This is a genomic window from Sphaerisporangium sp. NBC_01403, from assembly GCF_045040145.1.
Classification (GTDB): domain Bacteria; phylum Actinomycetota; class Actinomycetes; order Streptosporangiales; family Streptosporangiaceae; genus Sphaerisporangium; species Sphaerisporangium viridialbum.
In genome coordinates, this window is sequence record NZ_CP109534.1 from 737,923 (window position 1) to 755,301 (window position 17,379).

The 17,379-nt window shown below is 69.0% G+C and carries 14 protein-coding genes; 6 read left to right on the forward strand and 8 right to left on the reverse strand.

The genetic code is table 11. The features are described 5' to 3' along the window. Nucleotides 1–37: 37 nt before the first annotated feature. The 3 genes from OG589_RS03160 to OG589_RS03170 are packed head-to-tail and all read right to left on the reverse strand — an operon-like array spanning nucleotide 38 to nucleotide 3,059. Complete coding sequence (locus OG589_RS03160; RefSeq protein ID WP_405145967.1) at nucleotides 38–649, reverse strand: dTDP-4-dehydrorhamnose 3,5-epimerase family protein; 612 nt, start codon at nucleotides 647–649, stop codon at nucleotides 38–40. A gap of 28 nt (nucleotides 650–677) precedes the next feature. After that, the gene (locus OG589_RS03165) at nucleotides 678–1,919 is read right to left on the reverse strand and encodes a methyltransferase domain-containing protein (protein WP_405145969.1); all 1,242 of its coding nucleotides are present in this window, start codon (nucleotides 1,917–1,919) and stop codon (nucleotides 678–680) included. An 18-nt stretch (nucleotides 1,920–1,937) separates the two neighbouring features. Next, nucleotides 1,938–3,059, reverse strand: coding sequence for a DegT/DnrJ/EryC1/StrS family aminotransferase (locus OG589_RS03170; RefSeq protein ID WP_405145970.1), 1,122 nt, complete (start codon nucleotides 3,057–3,059; stop codon nucleotides 1,938–1,940). Nucleotides 3,060–3,294: 235 nt separating this feature from the next. Between OG589_RS03170 and OG589_RS03175 the strand changes: the two genes are divergently transcribed. Then, nucleotides 3,295–4,209 carry a putative sugar O-methyltransferase gene (locus OG589_RS03175; RefSeq protein ID WP_405145972.1) on the forward strand — a complete coding sequence of 305 codons (915 nt, stop codon included), beginning with the start codon at nucleotides 3,295–3,297 and terminating at the stop codon, nucleotides 4,207–4,209. A gap of 176 nt (nucleotides 4,210–4,385) precedes the next feature. Here the strand turns inward: OG589_RS03175 and OG589_RS03180 are convergent, their stop codons facing one another. Further along, complete coding sequence (locus OG589_RS03180; RefSeq protein ID WP_405145973.1) at nucleotides 4,386–5,576, reverse strand: acyl-CoA dehydrogenase family protein; 1,191 nt, start codon at nucleotides 5,574–5,576, stop codon at nucleotides 4,386–4,388. Between the two features lie 445 nt (nucleotides 5,577–6,021). On the opposite strand from OG589_RS03180, the gene OG589_RS03185 reads away from it, so the two are divergent. Next, nucleotides 6,022–7,416: an NDP-hexose 2,3-dehydratase family protein gene (locus OG589_RS03185; RefSeq protein ID WP_405145975.1), complete on the forward strand. Its 1,395-nt coding sequence runs from the start codon at nucleotides 6,022–6,024 to the stop codon at nucleotides 7,414–7,416. Nucleotides 7,417–7,596: 180 nt separating this feature from the next. On the opposite strand, the gene OG589_RS03190 is transcribed toward OG589_RS03185, so the two are convergent. Further along, nucleotides 7,597–9,078: an FAD-binding oxidoreductase gene (locus tag OG589_RS03190; protein WP_405145977.1), complete on the reverse strand. Its 1,482-nt coding sequence runs from the start codon at nucleotides 9,076–9,078 to the stop codon at nucleotides 7,597–7,599. Nucleotides 9,079–9,544: 466 nt separating this feature from the next. Between OG589_RS03190 and OG589_RS03195 the strand changes: the two genes are divergently transcribed. The 3 genes from OG589_RS03195 (at nucleotide 9,545) to rfbA (ending at nucleotide 12,753) form a co-directional block, all read left to right on the forward strand. Continuing rightward, nucleotides 9,545–10,834 carry an activator-dependent family glycosyltransferase gene (locus OG589_RS03195; RefSeq protein WP_405145979.1) on the forward strand — a complete coding sequence of 430 codons (1,290 nt, stop codon included), beginning with the start codon at nucleotides 9,545–9,547 and terminating at the stop codon, nucleotides 10,832–10,834. Nucleotides 10,835–11,010: 176 nt separating this feature from the next. Then, entirely contained in the window at nucleotides 11,011–11,643 is a 633-nt protein-coding gene (locus OG589_RS03200; protein ID WP_405145981.1) for a hypothetical protein, read from the forward strand. A 237-nt stretch (nucleotides 11,644–11,880) separates the two neighbouring features. Further along, entirely contained in the window at nucleotides 11,881–12,753 is an 873-nt protein-coding gene (gene rfbA / locus OG589_RS03205) for a glucose-1-phosphate thymidylyltransferase RfbA (RefSeq protein ID WP_405151950.1), read from the forward strand. A 151-nt stretch (nucleotides 12,754–12,904) separates the two neighbouring features. On the opposite strand, the gene OG589_RS03210 is transcribed toward rfbA, so the two are convergent. Genes OG589_RS03210 through OG589_RS03220 form a run of 3 tightly spaced genes read right to left on the reverse strand, consistent with a single transcriptional unit; the run spans nucleotide 12,905 to nucleotide 15,809 of the window. Next, entirely contained in the window at nucleotides 12,905–13,087 is a 183-nt protein-coding gene (locus OG589_RS03210) for a transposase (RefSeq protein ID WP_405145983.1), read from the reverse strand. After that, entirely contained in the window at nucleotides 13,084–14,109 is a 1,026-nt protein-coding gene (locus tag OG589_RS03215) for an Lrp/AsnC family transcriptional regulator (protein ID WP_405145985.1), read from the reverse strand. Before OG589_RS03215 ends, OG589_RS03210 begins: the two co-directional genes overlap by 4 nt. A gap of 44 nt (nucleotides 14,110–14,153) precedes the next feature. Further along, nucleotides 14,154–15,809, reverse strand: coding sequence for an amidohydrolase (locus tag OG589_RS03220; RefSeq protein WP_405145987.1), 1,656 nt, complete (start codon nucleotides 15,807–15,809; stop codon nucleotides 14,154–14,156). A 342-nt stretch (nucleotides 15,810–16,151) separates the two neighbouring features. Here OG589_RS03220 and OG589_RS03225 point away from each other — a divergent pair, with 342 nt between their 5' ends. Further along, the gene (locus OG589_RS03225; protein WP_405145989.1) at nucleotides 16,152–17,303 is read left to right on the forward strand and encodes an FAD-dependent oxidoreductase; all 1,152 of its coding nucleotides are present in this window, start codon (nucleotides 16,152–16,154) and stop codon (nucleotides 17,301–17,303) included. Nucleotides 17,304–17,379: the final 76 nt, after the last annotated feature.

Genomic DNA, 17,379 nt, shown 5'->3' on the forward strand with positions numbered 1-17,379 from the left:
AGAGATCTTCTGACGGGGCGCTCTCGTGCCAATCGGGTCACACGGGGAGCCGCTGGCTCAGCTCCGCCTCCTGCCGCAGGCAGGTGTCGTAGTCCGGCAGCGCGCCGGCGGCCAGCGCCTCGGCCAGGGTCGGGGCCTCGCGGTCCCGGTCCGACACGATCGGTTCCAGCCCGGCGGGCAGCGGAATGGCGAGCTCGTGATCGAACGGCGACACCGCCAGCTCGTTTTCGGCCACGTACTCCACCGACAGCGCGTACGACATCATGCTGTTGGGCTCCAGCGACACGAACATGTGCGCCATGCCGACCGGAATGTAGACCGAACGGAAGTCGCGGTCGTCCAGGATCACCGAGTCCCACCGGCCGAAGGTCGGCGAGCCGACGCGGATGTCCGCCACGATGTCGAGGACACGTCCGCGCGGGCAGTACACGAACTTCGCGCAGCCCGGTGGCGTGCGGCAGTAGTGCAGGCCACGCACCACGCCGGGCCGCGAGACGCTGCAGCTGATCTGGGACACCGACGGCGGCCGGTGCCCCACCGCGGCGACGAACGCCGACTCCTCCATCAGCGAGACGAACAGACCGCGATGGTCCGGGTACTGGCGCGGGGTGAACGCGACGGCGCCGCCGACCAGATTGTGCGGGGTCATGGTGTCCGCCCTCTCCTGGATGAGCCGGTCAGACGATGTGGACGTCGGGCACGTAGAGGATCCATCGCCCGCCCGCTTCCCGGAAGGCCTGCTCCTTGGCCATGATCTCCTCCGCGTGGTTCCACGCGAACAGCAGGGCGTAGTCCGGGTACGGGTTGGCGAACGCCTCGGCCGGCAGCACCGGGATGTGCGTTCCGGGGGTCAGCCGGTCCTGCTTGGCCGGTGTCGTGTCGCACACGAAGGAGACCAGGTCGCTGCCGATGCCGCAGTAGTTCGTCACGGTCGCGCTCTTGGCGGTGGCGCCGTAGGCGACCACCCGCTTTCCCTCCGCGCGCAGGCCGGTCAGAGTGGCGGCGAGGTCCTGGCGGATCGCCGCGACCCGGTCCCCGAACCGCTGCAGCGTCGACAGGTCGGTGAGGCCGCTCGCCTCCTCCTCGGCGATGAGTTCGGCGACGGCCGGTGACGGTGTGCGGACCCCGCTGCGGGCCAGCGTGTAGCGCACCTCCCCGCCGTGCACCGTGAGGCGCTCCACGTCCACCAGTTCGAACCCGAACTCCCGCGCCATCGCCTGGACGGACCCCGCGGCGAAGAAGAAGAAGTGCTCGTCATAGATCTGGTCGAAGGAGTTCTTCCGCACGATGTCGCCCAGGTACGGGTCCTCGAAGACGAACACCCCGTCCGCGTGGAGCAGCGCGTCGACGCCCTTGAAGATCGAGGCGATGTACGGGATGTGGCACAACGTGTTGGCCGCGAAGATGACGTCGGCCGCCCCGTGCGACTCGCGCACCCCTGCGGCCGTCGACTCCTCGAAGAAGTCGTTCAGCACCTCCACGCCACCGGCACGCGCGATCTCCGCCACGCCGCCGGAGGGCTCGAAGCCCAGCTGCCGCACGCCGGCGTCGCTGACCGTCTTCAGCATGACGCCGTCGTTGCAGCCGATCTCCACCACGAACGGGTCGGCCTGCCGCAGCTCGGTGCGCAGGAACCGCTCGGCCGTGGCACTGAAGTGCTCGCGCATCCTCGACGAACCGGACGAATGGTAGGGATAGTCCTCGTGGAACATCGCCTCCCGGGGCACCTGCTCGACCAGCTGCACCATCCGGCAGGAGACGCACTGGCCGACGCGCAGGCGGAAGAAGAACTCGCCCGGGATGTCCGCGGGGAGCAGGAAGCGATCGGACAGCGGCTGGCGGCCCAGGTCGAGGAATTCCTCCAACCGGGCCCCACAGACCTGGCAGCCGGATACGGTCATGGTGTTCCCTTCAGGCATTGGCGAGCTCCTTCCTTGTCAAAGCGCGGTGATGATCTCGCGGAGCGCGTCGATGACCCGGTCCTGAACCGCGAGCGGGAGCGAGGGGTACATCGGCAACGAGAAGATCTCGCCGGCGAGCTTCTCGGTCACCGGCAGTGACCCGCGCTGGTAGCCCAGGTGCGTGAAGCCGGTCATGGTGTGCACCGGCCACGGATAGCTGATGTTCAGCTGGATGTCGCGCTCTCCCAGCCGGCGCAGGATCTCGTCCCGCGCGGGATGGCGCACCACGTAGACGTAGTACACGTGCTCGTTGCCGGGGGCCGTGCGCGGCAGCACGAGGCCGCCCTCGCCGCACAGGTCGCCGAGCCCGTCGACGTACCGCTCGGCGACGGCGCGCCGGCCGGCGACGTACTGGTCGAGGCGGGTCAGCTTGCGGCGCAGGATCTCCGCCTGCACCTCGTCGAGCCGGCTGTTGTGCCCCGGCGTCTCGACGACGTAGTAGACCTCCTCCATCCCGTAGTAGCGCAGCCGCCGCAACCGGCCGTCGACCTCCGGGTCGCCCGTGATGACGGCGCCGCCGTCCCCGTACGCGCCGAGGACCTTGGTGGGATAGAAGGAGTACGCCGCGGCGTTCCCCATGGTGCCGGCGAGCCGCCCGCCGTGCCGCGCGCCGTGGGCCTGCGCGCAGTCCTCGACGATCACCAGCCCCCGGTCGGCCGCCAGCCGTTCGAGCGGCGCCATGTCGACGCACTGGCCGTACAGGTGCACGGGAAGCAGGGCGCGGGTGCGCTCGGTGACGAGGCCGGCCACCTGGTCGGTGTCCATGAGGAAGTCGTCCTCGCGGACGTCGGCGAAGACCGGACGGGCGCCGGTGTTGTCGATGGCGACCACGGTCGGGGCCGCGGTGTTGGACACCGTGATCACCTCGTCGCCGGGGCCGACGCCGAGTGCCTGCAGCGCGAGGGTGATCGCGTTCGTCCCGTTGTCGACGCCGACGCAGTGACCCTGACCGTGGTAGGCGGCGAAGTCGCGCTCGAAGGCGCGCAGGCTCTCGCCGAGAACCAGTTGACCTGAGCGGAAGACGGTCTCCACCGCGTCGAGTAGATCAGCGTGCTCCTTCTCGTACTCCGGCAGGTAGTCCCACACCCGTACGGTCACGACGTTCCTCCTCGAAAAAGAGCGGGGCCACTCACCGTCTCAGGCTCGCACCCGGCCGGTGCCCGGGCATCTCCCGGCTTGCGCTTCCGGCCGGGCTGACGGCCGCGGGGCCGAACGCCCTGCGCAACCCGTGAGATGCGGGCCCCGTGCGCCATGCGGCACGGTGAATGATGACGGCCCGCCGGTCGTCGTGGGCTTACCCGTCCCGGAGGTACGGGCCGGAAAGGGGAGGACCTTGTCTCAGAAGTACGGCGCGAGCGGGCTGTGGACGTACAACACCACCGCGAACGTCACGCGGGAGGCGGTGCGGGATCTTCGTGACTTCAAGTCCAACGATGTGAACTTCAAGTTGGCACTGTGGAACCCCAGTACCAACGGCGTGCGGTACCTCAAGGCATTGGTCTACACGCTCGCCGGCGGACTGGACGCCGAGAACTGGCAGCGGCTGCGCAACATCGCCCACCGCGACGTGGGCGACCCGTTCTCCGTCACCTACGACGGTGAGACGGTGTGCCTCGACTACATTCAGGCGGTGTACGAGCTGGGGTTCATCACGCGGACGCTGGACCTCGACGGCCGCTCGGTGCTGGAGATCGGCGCCGGCTACGGGCGCACCTGCCACGCGATGCTGTCCAACCACGACGTCGCCTCGTACCACATCGTCGATCTCGAGAACACCCTTGAGCTGTCCTCGGCGTACCTGGCGGAGGTCCTCACCCCGGAGCAGTTCGAGAAGGTCACGTTCACCCCGGTGTCGGACGTGGACGACACCGTCGCGGGCCGGCACTTCGACCTCGGCCTGAACATCGACTCGTTCGCGGAGATGGAGCCGGACACGGTGGTCGACTACCTCCGGCTGATCGCCGGCAACTGCGACCACCTCTACGTCAACAACCCGGTCGGCAAGTATCTCGACAAGACGCTGGACGACCACGTGCAGGGCGACGAGGTGGTGGCGCTGGCGCTGCGCACCGGCCTGCTCCGCGACGTCATCGACATCCACGACAACCGCGCCGTGGCCGCCGAGGTGCCGAAGTTCCTGGACGCGTACCGGCCGGGACCGGCATGGAGTTGTGTGGCCGACGGTCCCGCCGTGCCGTGGAGCTACTACTGGCAGGCGCTCTACCGGGCGGATTCCGCGGCGGTGTAGCCGAAGTCGACCCAGCCCCGGGCCGGTCGCCCCACTGGTGACCGTGCTCGGGGCATCTTGGCGTTCATGGGCTCGGCCGTGGTGCGCGCCTGCCCGCCGCCCGGCGCCTGTGAACGACACACCGCCCGGGCCGCGCCGATGCGCTGCCGGGCGGTGCGGTATGCCGGGCCGGCCGCTCAGCGTGCGGCAGACGCGCTCACGCGGTAGCTCATGTAGTCGTTGTCACGGTCGATGCCGAGCGCCTGGCCGCTGAGGAAGTCCACCGCGTCGACGTAGGTGTACGGCTGCATGAACCACCCGGCGCGCACGTCGCGGTAGAGGCGCGACAGCGGGTGCGCCGCCCCGTAGCCCGCGCCGCCGACGACGGTCAGGCAGTCGTTGACCACCGACAGCGCCAGCCGGTTCACCGCCAGCTTCGCGCACTGGAACGGCACCATCATCCGCCTGCCACGCTCGTCCAGGTCACCGGTGAGGTCGTCGTTGAGCTCGTCGGCATTGGCGAGCGCCGCCGCGGCCGAGGCCTGAAGCGTGTAGAGGTTGGACTCGATGTCAGAGACCAGGCCCCGCACGGCCGCAGGCGGCGCGGCAGGCCGGCGCGCGGCCGCACCGATCGCGATGTCACGGGCGGCGCGGGCGACGCCGGCGTAGATGCCGAGCATGGTGATGGAGCTGACGGTCTGCCCGGCCAGCGCACGGTCGCTGTGCGCGCCGACCACTCCCCGGTGAAGCACGTCCTCCGCGGGGACCCGGCAACCGTCCAGAACGATGCCGTACGTGCCCGACGCACGCATGCCGAGGCCGTCCCACTCGGGCAGGACCGTCAGCCCGGGTGCCGAACGGTCGAGCACCGCGGCGGCCAGTGTGACCGGCTCGCCGTCGACGACCTTCTGGGTGTGCACCACGAAGTGGGTGGCGAGCGGCGCGAGGCTCACGAGCGTCTTGCGGCCGGACAGCAGCCAGCCGCCGCGCCCGTCGGGCGTCACCCGGGTCACCGCCGTGTGGTGGTCCTTCACGGCGCCGCAGATCACGAACCGTTCGGACGCCATGCCCCGCAGCAGCCGCTCCGCCAGCGCGCGCACCGGCGCCGAGCCGTGCTGCCAGTCGTAGGCGAGGGTCAGGCCGCGGCTGAACTGCACGTGCAGGGCGAGCGCGGTGGAGGCGTCGGCCTCGGCGACGGCGGCCAGCACAGTGGCGACGTCGGACAGGCACGAGACGCCCATGCCGCCGAGCTCCTCGGGGACGGTCCCCGCCATGACGCCGTTGTCGAGGAACCGCTCAAAGGTCTCCACCGGGAACTCGCCGGAACGGTCGAGGGCGGCGGCGCCGTCCCGGATCCGGGCGACATCCTGCTCTACCAGGGCCAGCAAGGCTCGGCCGTTCGACGTGACGGGCGTACCGAACCGTCCGGCAGGCACACGAGTGGCGCTCCGAGTCGACATGGACACTCCGGGAGGTCTGGCGGGCGATGACGACCTTCGAGGTCAGCGAACCGCCGGGATGGCGGCTCGAAATCGACCGTAACACCGCAGAAGCGCTGTTGGACGGGTGCGGGTGGAGAGTGCGCAACGCCGAAGAAACGTGGCCACGAGGCGGACCGATGAACGCAAGCCGGAAGGTGCGCCGCCGTTGGCAGGGGGGTCACGATCGACCCAAGCGATCGATCCGGAGGAACGTATGCGTGTCCCGTTCGTGACGGCGCCCTTCCGGTCCCCCCCTCTACGTCCGGGTGCCGCCGACCCGGGCGACGCGCGCCTCGGGACCCCGCTCCGGGTGCCCTTGGACACCCGTCTTCACCGAGAGGTGGTGCCGTAGATGACGGTACAGACGCTGCTGGCAGCGCGCGAGGACCTGGCCCTTCCCGGCCGGTTGGCGCGTTCGATCGCGGTCCGTGACGCCGGCGCCCAGATGCGGACCGCGGACTTCGACGCCTGGCTCAGGGACCGCGCCCGGGCACATCCCTTCATAGTGGAGCGAATCCCCCTCGCGGACCTGGAAGGCTGGTCGTTCGACCCGCACACCGGCGATCTCCGGCACCACAGCGGGCGGTTCTTCAGCGTCGACGGACTGGACGTGACGGTCGGCGAGCCCGGCGCTCCGCCGATCGCCTCCTGGCAGCAACCGATCATCGTCCAGCCCGAGGTGGGCATCCTCGGCATCCTGTGCCGGGAGATCGACGGCGTCCTGCACCTGCTGATGCAGGCGAAGATGGAGCCGGGCAATCCCGGCCTGCTCCAGCTGTCACCGACCGTCCAGGCGACGCACAGCAACTACTCCCGCGTGCACAAGGGCGCCGCCGTCCGTTACCTGGAGTACTTCCTCGAGCCCGGACGCGGGCGGGTGCTCGCCGACGTCCTGCAGTCCGAGCACGGCTCGTGGTTCCTGCAGAAGCGGAACCGCAACATGGTCATCGAGGTGGACGAGGACGTGCCTCTCGCCGAGGACTTCTGCTGGCTCACACTCGGCCAGATCGGCGAGCTGCTCAAGCGGGACAACGTGGTCAACATGGACTCGCGCACGGTCATCGCCTGCATCCCGGCCGCCGACGCGGAGAGCGGCGCCTGGCATTCGGACACGGACCTGCTGTCCTGGTTCAACGCGCAGCGGTCCCGGTATCGGCTCACCTCACGCCGCATGCCGCTCGCCCAGGTCTCCGACTGGGGACGCGACGAGTACTCGATCCACCATGTCCATGGGCGCTACTTCAAGGTGGTCGCCATGGCGGTCGGCGCGTCCAACCGCGAGGTCGCCGGCTGGACGCAGCCCCTGTTCGAACCGGTGCGCCCGGGCCTGACGGCGTTCGTGATGCGCCGTTTCGGCGGGGTGCCGCACCTGCTGGCCCATGCCCGTATCGAGGGCGGCTTCCTCGACACGGTCGAGCTCGGGCCGACGGTCCAGTGCACTCCCGAGTACTACACGGATCTGCCACCCGAGCGGCGCCCCGCGTACCTGGACCTCGTGATGCGGGCCGGGCCCGCGGACATCCTCTATGACGCCGTGCACGCCGAAGAGGGCGGCCGGTTCCTCAACGCCGTCAACCGGTACCTCGTCGTGGAGGCCGGCGAGCACACCGCGCCGACCACGCCGCCGCGTGGCTTCCGATGGGTCACCACGCCGCAGCTCACCTCCCTGGTGCGGCACGGCCACTACGTCAACGTCCAGGCCCGCACGCTGCTCGCCGCCATCACCACCCGGGCGGTCGCGCTCTGATCTGTGTAGTCGAGGCAGTGCGCCGCCGACCGGTCACCGAGCCGGCGGCGGCGTTGCCGTATCCGCCTGTACCGGGGCGCATACGGCAGGCCCCTTCTAGTTGACTCAGCGGTGACCTCGGAGTTCGAGGTCACCGCTGAGTCGTCCAACGACCGGGGCGACGGTCCGCAGGACCGCCGATCAGCCGATGCTCTGGGCGAAGTGGAAGAACCGGTGCGGGTCGTACTTGCGCTTGATCTGGACCAGCCGGGGATAGTTCTCCGCGTAGTAGGCCTGACGCCAGTCCGGCAGCGCCGGGTCCATGTAGTTCTGATAGCTCTCGCGCAGCGAATCACGGTCGAGCACCCGGAAGCCGTCGGCGAGCCATTCCTCGCAGGCCGCCGCGTCCTCGGCGGTGTAGTCCGGGTTGGTCAGCGACACGGTGTAACCGGTGAGCATCTCGGTGGTCCTGTGGACGTACGCGGTGTCCGTCCTGGCCGGCCCGTTGGCCGCGCCGCCCAAGGTCTCGAAGTAGAGCATGCGGAACTGCCCGGTGCGTCCCGACTCGGTGAACGTCTCCAGCAGCCGGTCGACGTTCGGCGTGGGCACCGGCCCGCCGAACATGCGGTTGCGGGTGCGGTAGAAGTTGTCACGGGGCATCTGCGCCTCGGGGGAGTACCCGACGCGGTGGCACTGGTCGGTCGACAGCTCCCCGCAGCCGTAGAACTCCATGATGGCGTCGTACACCGGCTTCTCCGCGACCATCCGGTGGACGGGGCTCACGCCCACCATTCCCACCAGCGTGTCGAGGTGACGGTCGAGCTCCTCCACGCCGCGGTACCAGGCGCCGTAGATGAACAGCTGCGGCGGGCCCGTCCCCGCGTCCGGGTTCATCGCGATCAGGTAAGCGGCGAGGTCGTCGGGCGACCCGATCGCCCACGGCTGCCACTGCTCGATGAGCTGCTTGGCGGCCTCCCACGGCCAGGCCACCATGTAGTTCACCATGGTGCTGACGTGCACCGGCTTGAGCTCGTAACTGGTGACGACACCGTAGTTGCCGCCGCCGTTGCCGCGCAGCGCCCAGAACAGGTCAGGGTGCTCCTCGGCCGAGGCGCGCACGACGTGCCCGTTCGCCAGTACGACGGTGGCCCCGACCATCCGATCGCTCGCCAGCCCGAACTTGCGGGTCTGCCACCCGACGCCACCGCCCTGGACGAAGCCACCGACGCACACGGTGGGGCAGGTGCCGCCCGCCAGCACCAGCCCGTGCGGTGTCAGCGTGTTGAGGACGTCGACCTGCTGGGCGCCCGCGCCGACGACGACGTTCGGCCCCTTGATCCGTACGTGGTTCAGCCGGGAGACGTCCAGGACCACGCCCTCCGTGGTCGAGTACCCGCCGAAACTGTGCCCGCCGCTGCGAGGGACGGTGTGCAGCGACTTGTCCTGCGCGAAGGCGATGACGGCCTGCACGTCCTGCTCGGTCGTGCAGTAGGCGACGGCCCGCGGATTGATCGCGTCGAACTGGCCGATCGCCAGCTCCCGTGCGTGCGCGTAACGAGGATCCGACGGCAGGATCAGGTCACCGCGCAGATGGCGGCGCAGCGAATCCCAGTCGACCGCGCGGCCGCGGGTGCCGGTGCCGTCCGCGTGGCCGACGGATCCAGAGGTGAATGTATTGGACATGACCGCTGCTCCGATACCGAGACCAAGTTGCAGAAACGTACGACGACTTTCCGAGCTCATCTCAGAAGTCTTTGAGATCGGGTATCGCCATGCACCTTCTGGTGTGCTGACTTAACGCCTACGCCTGTTCAGCCACCGGCCGCCGGCGCGATGACGCCGACCGTACCTCCGTATTCCCGGCGATTCATTTCCGCTGGACGCGCGGCATTCCCGCGATGGCCGGGCACCGCAATCCAGAAGACGCGCCGCGACGGCGCCCGACGCCATACTGGGTGCCGAGCGTCGACTCGATTTAAACGGCACCCAGACGGTACGAAAGCCGGCCGGAAACCACCCACCGACGCGACGACCGTCCGCAGTGCGCCCCGCGTCTCGGGTCTGTCCAGGGGCCCCGCCGGCCGGCCGCCGTCAGGGCGCGTCACCGGGCACAGCCTCTACCGCTCATCATCTAGGTGGAAGGACTCCGATGCGGATTCTCTTCGTAACCAACCCCTTCAAGTCACACCTGTTCGTGCAGGTGCCGCTGGCGTGGGCGCTCCGTGCCGCAGGGCATGAGGTGTGCGTCGCCGGCCCGCCGGACATGGCCGACGACATCGCGAACACCGGACTGCCCGGCGTATCGGTCGGCGAGATGCTTCTGCTCGAAGAGAAGATGGCGCAGGCGGGGCCGGTCGAGGAGTCGGCGGAGCCCGTCGACAGCAGGGGCCAGGCCACCGGAAAGTCGGTACAGACCGATTTCGGCTGGGGCGATCCGTACGTCGAACTCGCGGATTTCGCCGGGGGCGTGCACGCGGTGTTCTTCCCGGACTCCACGGTCGACGACCTGGTCGACTTCGCTCGTAGCTGGCGTCCCGACCTGGTGATCACGGACCCGACCGCCTTCCCCGGCGCGGTGGCGGCCAAGGCCGTCGGCGCGGCGCACGCCCGGATGCTGTTCGGCGTCGACAGGGCGGTGCAACTGCGTTCGGCCTGCCTGGCCCAGCCGGACTCCGCCGGTGACCCGCTGCGGGACTGGCTGCAGCCGACCATGGAGCGGTTCGGCCTCGAGTTCGACGAGTCGACGGTGTCGGGGGACTGGACCATCTCTCCCATGCCGCCGTGGATCTGGCGGCCGGAGGGCGTGCACTACCTCCCGATGCGCAATGTGCCGTTCAACGGTCCCTCCCCGACACCGAGGTGGGTGTACGAGCAGCCGACCCGCAGGCGCATCTGCGTGACGATGGGCCTCTCGCACCGAGACGCCAACGTCGTCGGTGTCGCGGCCTCGGCCCGTGATCTTCTCGACGCGATGGCCGACCTCGACGTCGAGGTGATCGCCACCCTCAATGCCCAGCAGCTCGAGTCGGTGACGGCCCTGCCGGACAATGTCCGTGCCGTCGACTTCGTCCCGCTGAACGCGCTGCTGCCCACGTGTTCGGCGATCGTCCACAGCGGCGGGGCCGGGAGCTTCGCGTCGGCGCTCGAACACGGCGTCCCGCAGATCATCGTGCCCAACGGCTACAAGGTCGAGAACTGGTGGGGTCCGGTGGCCATGGCGAACGGCCTGGAGGGCCGCGGCGCCGGGGTGTACGCGGCCAATGCCGACAGGCTGACCGCCGACGGGCTGCGGGACAGCCTCAAGCTGGTCCTGGAGGACCCGTCGTTCGCGGCGAACGCCGCTCAGGTGCGCACCGAGGTGAGAGCGATGCCGAGCCCGGGCGATCTCGTGCCGGCCCTGGAGAGGCTGACGGCCGAGTACCGCACGTCGCGTCCTTGATCTCGGCAGCCGGCCTACGGCGCCGAGCTCCCCGCACCACCAGACCTACGCACCACCATGTGGATCGACAGACCCGATTGATTCAGCAGATCAACGAACAACTCGACAGGTTCCGCTAATGGCACAGGCTGCCCCGGTGCGTACGCAACATTGAGTCTGAGAGGAAGGGCCTCGCAATGCACCCCGCTGTTCATGACTATGACTCGACGAAATTTGACTTCGTTTCGATCTTGAGTCGGATCTACGACGTCGACGACCTGGCAAAGCTCCGTGCCGACGTGCCCATCGACGTGCTGACGGTGGAGACCGACCAGGCGACCGACTTTCACGCCAAGTTCTATGACGCGTTTGAGCCGAGCATCCGAACCCTTTACCGGGAATTCATCGCATCCATTGTTCCCGATGTCCTGAAGACCGACGAGTTCTGCTTCCAGCGCGTTCCGACCTTCCGGATCCACCTCCCGGGAAACGTCGCCGTCGGCGAGTTCCACACCGACGGCGACTACAACCACGGCGACGGCGAGATCAACTTCTGGGTCCCCTTCACCCCGGCCTGGGGTTCCAACTCGGTCTGGATCGAGGACGAACTGGGTTCGGCGAAGTACGAGCCGGTGACGTTGAACCCCGGGCAGGCGCTGGTCTTCGACGCGGTCAACTGGAGCCACGGGAATGTCGTCAACGAGACGGGCCACACCAGGGTCAGCTTCGATTTCCGGTGCATTCCGCTGAAGAACTACACCGCCTCCACGCTGAAGTCCGTCGACGCCGGTCTCGGTCTGTGGATCGGCGAATACTTCGACGTACTCTAGGCGAGGAGCCGTTCTGATAGGCCGCCGAGTCGTCCGTGACCGCCGCCGAGCCGCCGGCGGGCGTCACCCGCGACCGTCCGGGCCGCGCATACCTTGCGCCGGGCCGCGTGCACCCTGCGCCGGGCCGTGCGTGCCTTGCGCCTGCCGCCGGGTCGATCACCGGTCGGGCCGTCCCGTGCCGAAGGTTCGTCCGGACGAACCGACCACTGACCTACACATCGAAGAACGGACCGGATGATGAAGGGAATCGTTCTCGCTGGCGGCAACGGTACACGGCTGTTCCCGCTGACTTTGGCGACGTCCAAGCAACTGCTTGCCATCTACAACAAGCCGATGGTCTACTACCCGCTCTCCGTGCTGATGCTGGCCGGGATCCGGGAGATATTGATCATTTCCACTCCCTCCGCCATCCCGGTCATGCAGAGCCTGCTCGGCGACGGCTCCAAGCTCGGCCTGGACCTGTCCTACGCGGTGCAGAACGAGCCGCGCGGCATCGCCGAGGCCTTCCTGATCGGCGCCGACCACATCGGCGGCGACAGCTCGGCGCTGATCCTCGGCGACAACCTCTTCCACGGTGCCGGGTTCCCGGAGTTGCTGCGCCGCTCCCGGGAGTCGCTCGACGGCTGCACCATGTTCGGCTACCCCGTGTCCGACCCGGAGCGCTACGGGATCGGCGAGGTCGACTCCAAGGGCAACCTGGTCTCCATCGAGGAGAAGCCGCTGCGCCCGCGCTCCAACAACGCCATCACGGGCCTGTACTTCTACGACAATGAGGTTGTCGACATCGCCCGAGATCTCGCCCCCTCGCCCCGCGGTGAACTGGAGATCACCGACGTCAACCTCGAGTACCTCAAGCAGGGCCGCGCGGGACTGACCCGGCTGAGTCGTGGCTACACCTGGCTCGACTGCGGCACCCACGATTCCCTGCTGGCCGCCAGCCAGTACGTGCAGGCCATCGAGAAACGCCAGGGCGAGCGGGTGGCCTGCCTGGAGGAGATAGCCCTGCGGATGGGCTTCATCGACGCCGAGGCCTGCTATCGGCTCGGCGCCGGAATGCGGCAGTCCGACTACGGCCGGCACCTCACCGAGATCGCCTATGCCCTGGACTGAGCGGTTCGCCGAGGCCTGCGAGATCCTCGGCGGCTTCTACCGAACTGTGGGCCAGTGCTCCGGCGTTCACGCCGGGGGTGAAGGCCCACGCGGGAGTGGCCTGCTAGGGCGCGAGCGTGCCCTAGCCTTCCGCGCCCGTGAGCAGGTCAGCTCACACGGGTCGTTTCTGCTGTTCGATGTACTGCTTGAGGACCGTGAGCGGTGCGCCGCCCACGCTTGCGGCGAAGTAGGAGCCGGACCAGAAATGCCCGCCCCACAGGTCGGGAGATCGGTCGTCTGACCCAGCTGGTCCGCAGCCTCTCCGAGGACGTCCCGCTCCTGTGCGGGATCTCATGACGAGCGCTCCGCCGCGGCGGGCCGTACGGCTCGGTAGTAGAGGTGCAGGCAGATCAGCAGCTCGGCGTACTGCACGCTGGTCAGCGTCCTGATCTCGGCATCGAGCAGCCGCATGACGTCCTCCGTGTTGCGGCACACGGCTTCGGCGAAGATGTCGAAGCGGCCGGCGCAGGCGGCCACGTACGTGATCGACGGTATCTTCGACAGGGTCTCGGCGAGCTCCTCGATGCTGTGTCCCGGCATGCACCGGATCGCCACCCACACCTGGGTGTCGAAGCCGAGGCTGCGCGGGTTGGCGATGGCCGCGATCCGGATGACGCGGTCGTTGAGCATGCGGGTGACCCGCTTGCGGGCCTGGGACTCGGACATGCCCAGCCGTTCCCCGACGACGGAGAAGGCGAGCCGCCCGTCGCCGCTGAGCTCCGCGATGATGCGCCGGTCCATCGCGTCCAGCGACGGCCGCGCACCGCCGCCGCCGTCGGGGACCTTCTGCTGGGCCGCCTCCCAGACCGGCTCCTGGTAGTGCAGCTGGAGGTACGGGAAGGTCTCCACGCCGCGCACCCCCGGCATCTGCGCCAGGGACTCGTACACGACCGACAGCAGTTCGGTCATGTCGCGGCACAGCACCTCCACCAGCGCGTTGTAGCGGCCGGTGGTGATGACGGCGTAGTCGACGGCGGGTAGCTCGATGATCGACTCGATGAGCGGGTGGATGCGGCGCCGGCCGTCCAGCTGCACCCCCACCAGAGCCGCGACCTGGTAGCCCAGGATCGCGGGGTCGGCGACCGTCGTGATCTGGATCACGCGGTCAGCGAGCAGCTGGTTCACCCGGCGGCGGATGGTCTTCTCCGGAACGTCCAGGTCCCGGGACAGCGCCGCGAACGACTGCCGGCCGTCCACCTGCAGGGCACGAATGATCGCCCGATCCAGACCGGACAGCCCGGAGTCCCCGTCGTCCCCGCCGGACAGCGGGAACACCCCGGGCAGCAGGCCGGGAGTGGGGCTGTCAGGTCCGTTCATGGGAGCCAACATAGTCCGTCGCGGGACGTCGTTCCCCGCCTGAACTAGGCCCTGTGGACGAGCCGGCCGGAGAGATACACCTCGTCCACACGTACGTCGAGCAGCTCGTCGTCCCGGCACGTGAACGGATCGCGGTCGAGAACGATGACGTCCGCCCGCTTGCCCGGTTCCAGCGAACCGTAACGGTCGCCCTCGCCCAGCGTCCGGGCGGCGTTGATCGTGTGCATGCGCAGCGCCTCGATGATGGTGATCCGCTGGTCACTGTCGATGATCTCCCCGAGGAAGGACTGCCGCCGCAGCGTGCACCAGATGCTGAACAACGGGTTGGTCGCGCGCTCCTCCGAGCCGATCCACACGTCCGAGCTGCCGGTGATCGGCCAGCCCTGGTCGAGCAGGTCGCGGAACGGAAACCGGCCGAGCCTGCCGTAGTCGCCGAGGTAGGTGGGGAAGAAATCGCCGAATGTGTAGAGGAAGACGGGCTGGGGAACCGGCACGATTCCCGCCTGCCGCCACAGCTCGGTCGATTCGGGATCGGGCAGGAAGTTGCCGGCGTGCTCGACCCGCGGGGCGGGGGCGCCGGCAGGCACCCCGCCGGCCGCGATGATCGCCTGGCACACCTCCTCCTGAGCCCGGTCACCGTTGGCGTGGACGGCCAGCTGCAGCCCGGCCGCCGCGGTCTCCTGCAACGCGGCCGCGATCTGCTCCGGGCTCAGCGCCACGTCGCCGCAGTGGCCGTGATGACCGTGGTGGCCCTCACCGGCGTACGGTCGCTTCATCGCCGCGCTCGCCGCCGAGTAACCGCCGTCGGCGAACATCTTGACCCCGTGGACGCGGATGAGATCCTCGCCGGCGGCCAGACCCAGCCAGTCGGCGTGCTTGCAGGCGTCCGCGAGGCTCGCGGTTCCCGGCACCCACAGGTAGACGCGCAGCCGCGTGCCCAGCTCGCCGTCCTGATGCAGCCGGTCCATCGCCCGCAGTCCCTCGACCGTCTCCGATATCTCGCCGATCGTGGTCACGCCGTACGCGGTGAACAGGTCGCGCACACCCCGCCGGATCGCGTCGCGCAGGCTCTCGCCGGAGAGGCCGGGCAGGGGAAGGAGGTTGTCCATCTCCTTGACGACACCGGTCGGTTCGCCGTTCTCGTCCCGCTCGACCGTCGGCATGCCGGTGATGCTGTAGTCCACCTCCTCGTACGACCGGTCGATTCCGGCCAGTTCGAGAGCGCGGGTGTTGAGCACGCTCACGTGACCGCCGGCGCGCACGGCGATGGCGACGTCGGTGCTGACCGAGTCGAGCTCGGCCCGCGTCGGCAGCCGCTTCTCGGCCAGCTTCTGGTCGAAGAACAGGTTCGCCTGGCCGACGAGCCAGCCGTCCACGGCCTCGCCGAGATGGGCGCGCAGCGTGTCGAGGACGTCCTGGACGGACGCACAGCGCGGGGCGCGGCAGTCGACGGTCTGGTAGAGCGTGCGGGCGGCGACCTCCATGTGGGCGTGCACGTCCACGAACCCGGGCAGGATCGACCGGCCGCCGACATCCCGGACGACCGTCCCCTCGCCGATGTGGCGGCCGGCCTGCTCCCGCGGCCCGATGGCCAGGATGTCGCCGCCCCGTACGGCGACGAAACCGGGCGAGACGGGATCATCGTTGGTCAGCCAGGCGACTCGATCAGACAACAGGACCAGATCCGCGACGCCGTCCATGACTGGCTCCCCCCTTGGACCCGACGTTCTACTTCCGGTGAGCGTAAGCGCCCGCCTTCGGCCAGTCAACGACTTGATCCGTCCTTTTACATACTCCAACGGACTGTTCTCGTCCATACGGCTCGATCACGACCTCCTGAGCCACGGTCCATGGCTCAGCTGAACGGAAAGATCCGTTGATCGATTAAGTTCCGACGGTTTTTACCCTTGACAAGGCCACCACGTGACGGATTACGGTTCACCTCACCGTCGACCCGATCGGATTCGGGTCGGCGTTCATGGGGACGGCCGCACGTGCTCCCCGATCAATTTCCATGGTGTTCGGTTCTTGGAGGAACTGTCATGTCGTCTGGAGCTCGTCATGCCGAGATCGCCGGAGGCGGGATCGCCGGGCTGACCGTCGCCACGGCACTGGCCCAGCGCGGGTGGAGCGTCCGGCTCCATGAGCGGGGCCGCGAGCTCCGTGAGATCGGCGCCGGCATCTTCGTCTGGGAGAACGCCCTGCGGGTCCTCGAAGGGATCGGCGCCTTCGAGGAGGCCACCCGGCGCGCCGAGCGCATCTCCAGCTGGCGCCTGTACGACGAGCGGCAGCGGCTCATCCAGGACGACTGGATGAAGGGCGACCAGACGCGCCTGTACACGGTGCTGCGCACCGACCTGCACCAGGCGCTCGCCAACGCGGCGATCCGCGCCGGGGTCGAGATCGTCACCGACTCGCTGGTGGCGGGTGCGACGCCGGAGGGCGAGCTACTGCTCGAATCAGGCAAGGTACTCAAGGCCGACCTGGTTGTGGGCACGGACGGCGTGGGCTCACCCGTCCGCAACTCGCTCGGGCTGAACCTGGTCGTGCGCGACCTCGAGGACGGCTGTGGCCGCCACCTCATCCCGCGCCGGCCGTACGACCCGGTGAACAACGCGCTCGAATACTGGAACGGCGGGCGGCGCGTCGGGATCGTCCCGGTGACCCCCGAGCAGATCTACGTCTACACCTGCTGCCCGGCCAAGGACCTCGCCGGCAGGCGGACGCCGTTCGACAAGGAGTCCTGGTCGCAGTCGTTCCCCGGTCTGCGGGACGTCTTCGAGCGGATCCCGGACGTCTCGCGGTGGGCCTCCTTCTCCGACGTCCGCTGCCACGGCTGGGTCAGGGGGCGCACGGCACTCGTCGGCGACGCGGCCAGCGCGATGTCACCCAACCTGGGGCAGGCCGCCTGCCTGGCGATGACCAACGGGTACGCCCTCGGCCTGATGCTCGACGGCGCGCAGGACGTTCCGAGCAGCCTGCTGGCCTGGGAGGCGCGTCAGCGGCCGGTCACCGACGCGACGCAGAAGTACTCCCGTCTCTACGGACGGGTCGGCACCCGCTGGCCGAGGCCGCTCACCGATCTCCGCTCCGCCCTCGTCTGGGCCGCGGGCCGGTCGAAGGCGTGGCAGGAGCGCGTCAACGTGGCGGCTCACCAGGGCGCCGAGCTGGTCCGGCAGAACGACCAGGCCTGACGGGGGCGCAGTCCGCCGACGTACGACTCGGGTGTCCCGCGGCGGAGCGAGGGGGTGCCCGAGCCGCCCTTCGGGG

Bases quoted from the DNA above. Each gene is read 5' to 3' on its own strand.
- OG589_RS03160 (WP_405145967.1), bottom strand. From the start codon at position 649: ATGACCCCGCACAATCTGGTCGGCGGCGCCGTCGCGTTCACCCCGCGC.
- OG589_RS03165 (WP_405145969.1), bottom strand. From the start codon at position 1,919: ATGCCTGAAGGGAACACCATGACCGTATCCGGCTGCCAGGTCTGTGGG.
- OG589_RS03185 (WP_405145975.1), top strand. From the start codon at position 6,022: ATGACGGTACAGACGCTGCTGGCAGCGCGCGAGGACCTGGCCCTTCCC.
- OG589_RS03190 (WP_405145977.1), bottom strand. From the start codon at position 9,078: ATGTCCAATACATTCACCTCTGGATCCGTCGGCCACGCGGACGGCACC.
- OG589_RS03195 (WP_405145979.1), top strand. From the start codon at position 9,545: ATGCGGATTCTCTTCGTAACCAACCCCTTCAAGTCACACCTGTTCGTG.
- OG589_RS03200 (WP_405145981.1), top strand. From the start codon at position 11,011: ATGCACCCCGCTGTTCATGACTATGACTCGACGAAATTTGACTTCGTT.
- rfbA (WP_405151950.1), top strand. From the start codon at position 11,881: ATGAAGGGAATCGTTCTCGCTGGCGGCAACGGTACACGGCTGTTCCCG.
- OG589_RS03210 (WP_405145983.1), bottom strand. From the start codon at position 13,087: ATGAGATCCCGCACAGGAGCGGGACGTCCTCGGAGAGGCTGCGGACCA.
- OG589_RS03215 (WP_405145985.1), bottom strand. From the start codon at position 14,109: ATGAACGGACCTGACAGCCCCACTCCCGGCCTGCTGCCCGGGGTGTTC.
- OG589_RS03220 (WP_405145987.1), bottom strand. From the start codon at position 15,809: ATGGACGGCGTCGCGGATCTGGTCCTGTTGTCTGATCGAGTCGCCTGG.
- OG589_RS03225 (WP_405145989.1), top strand. From the start codon at position 16,152: ATGTCGTCTGGAGCTCGTCATGCCGAGATCGCCGGAGGCGGGATCGCC.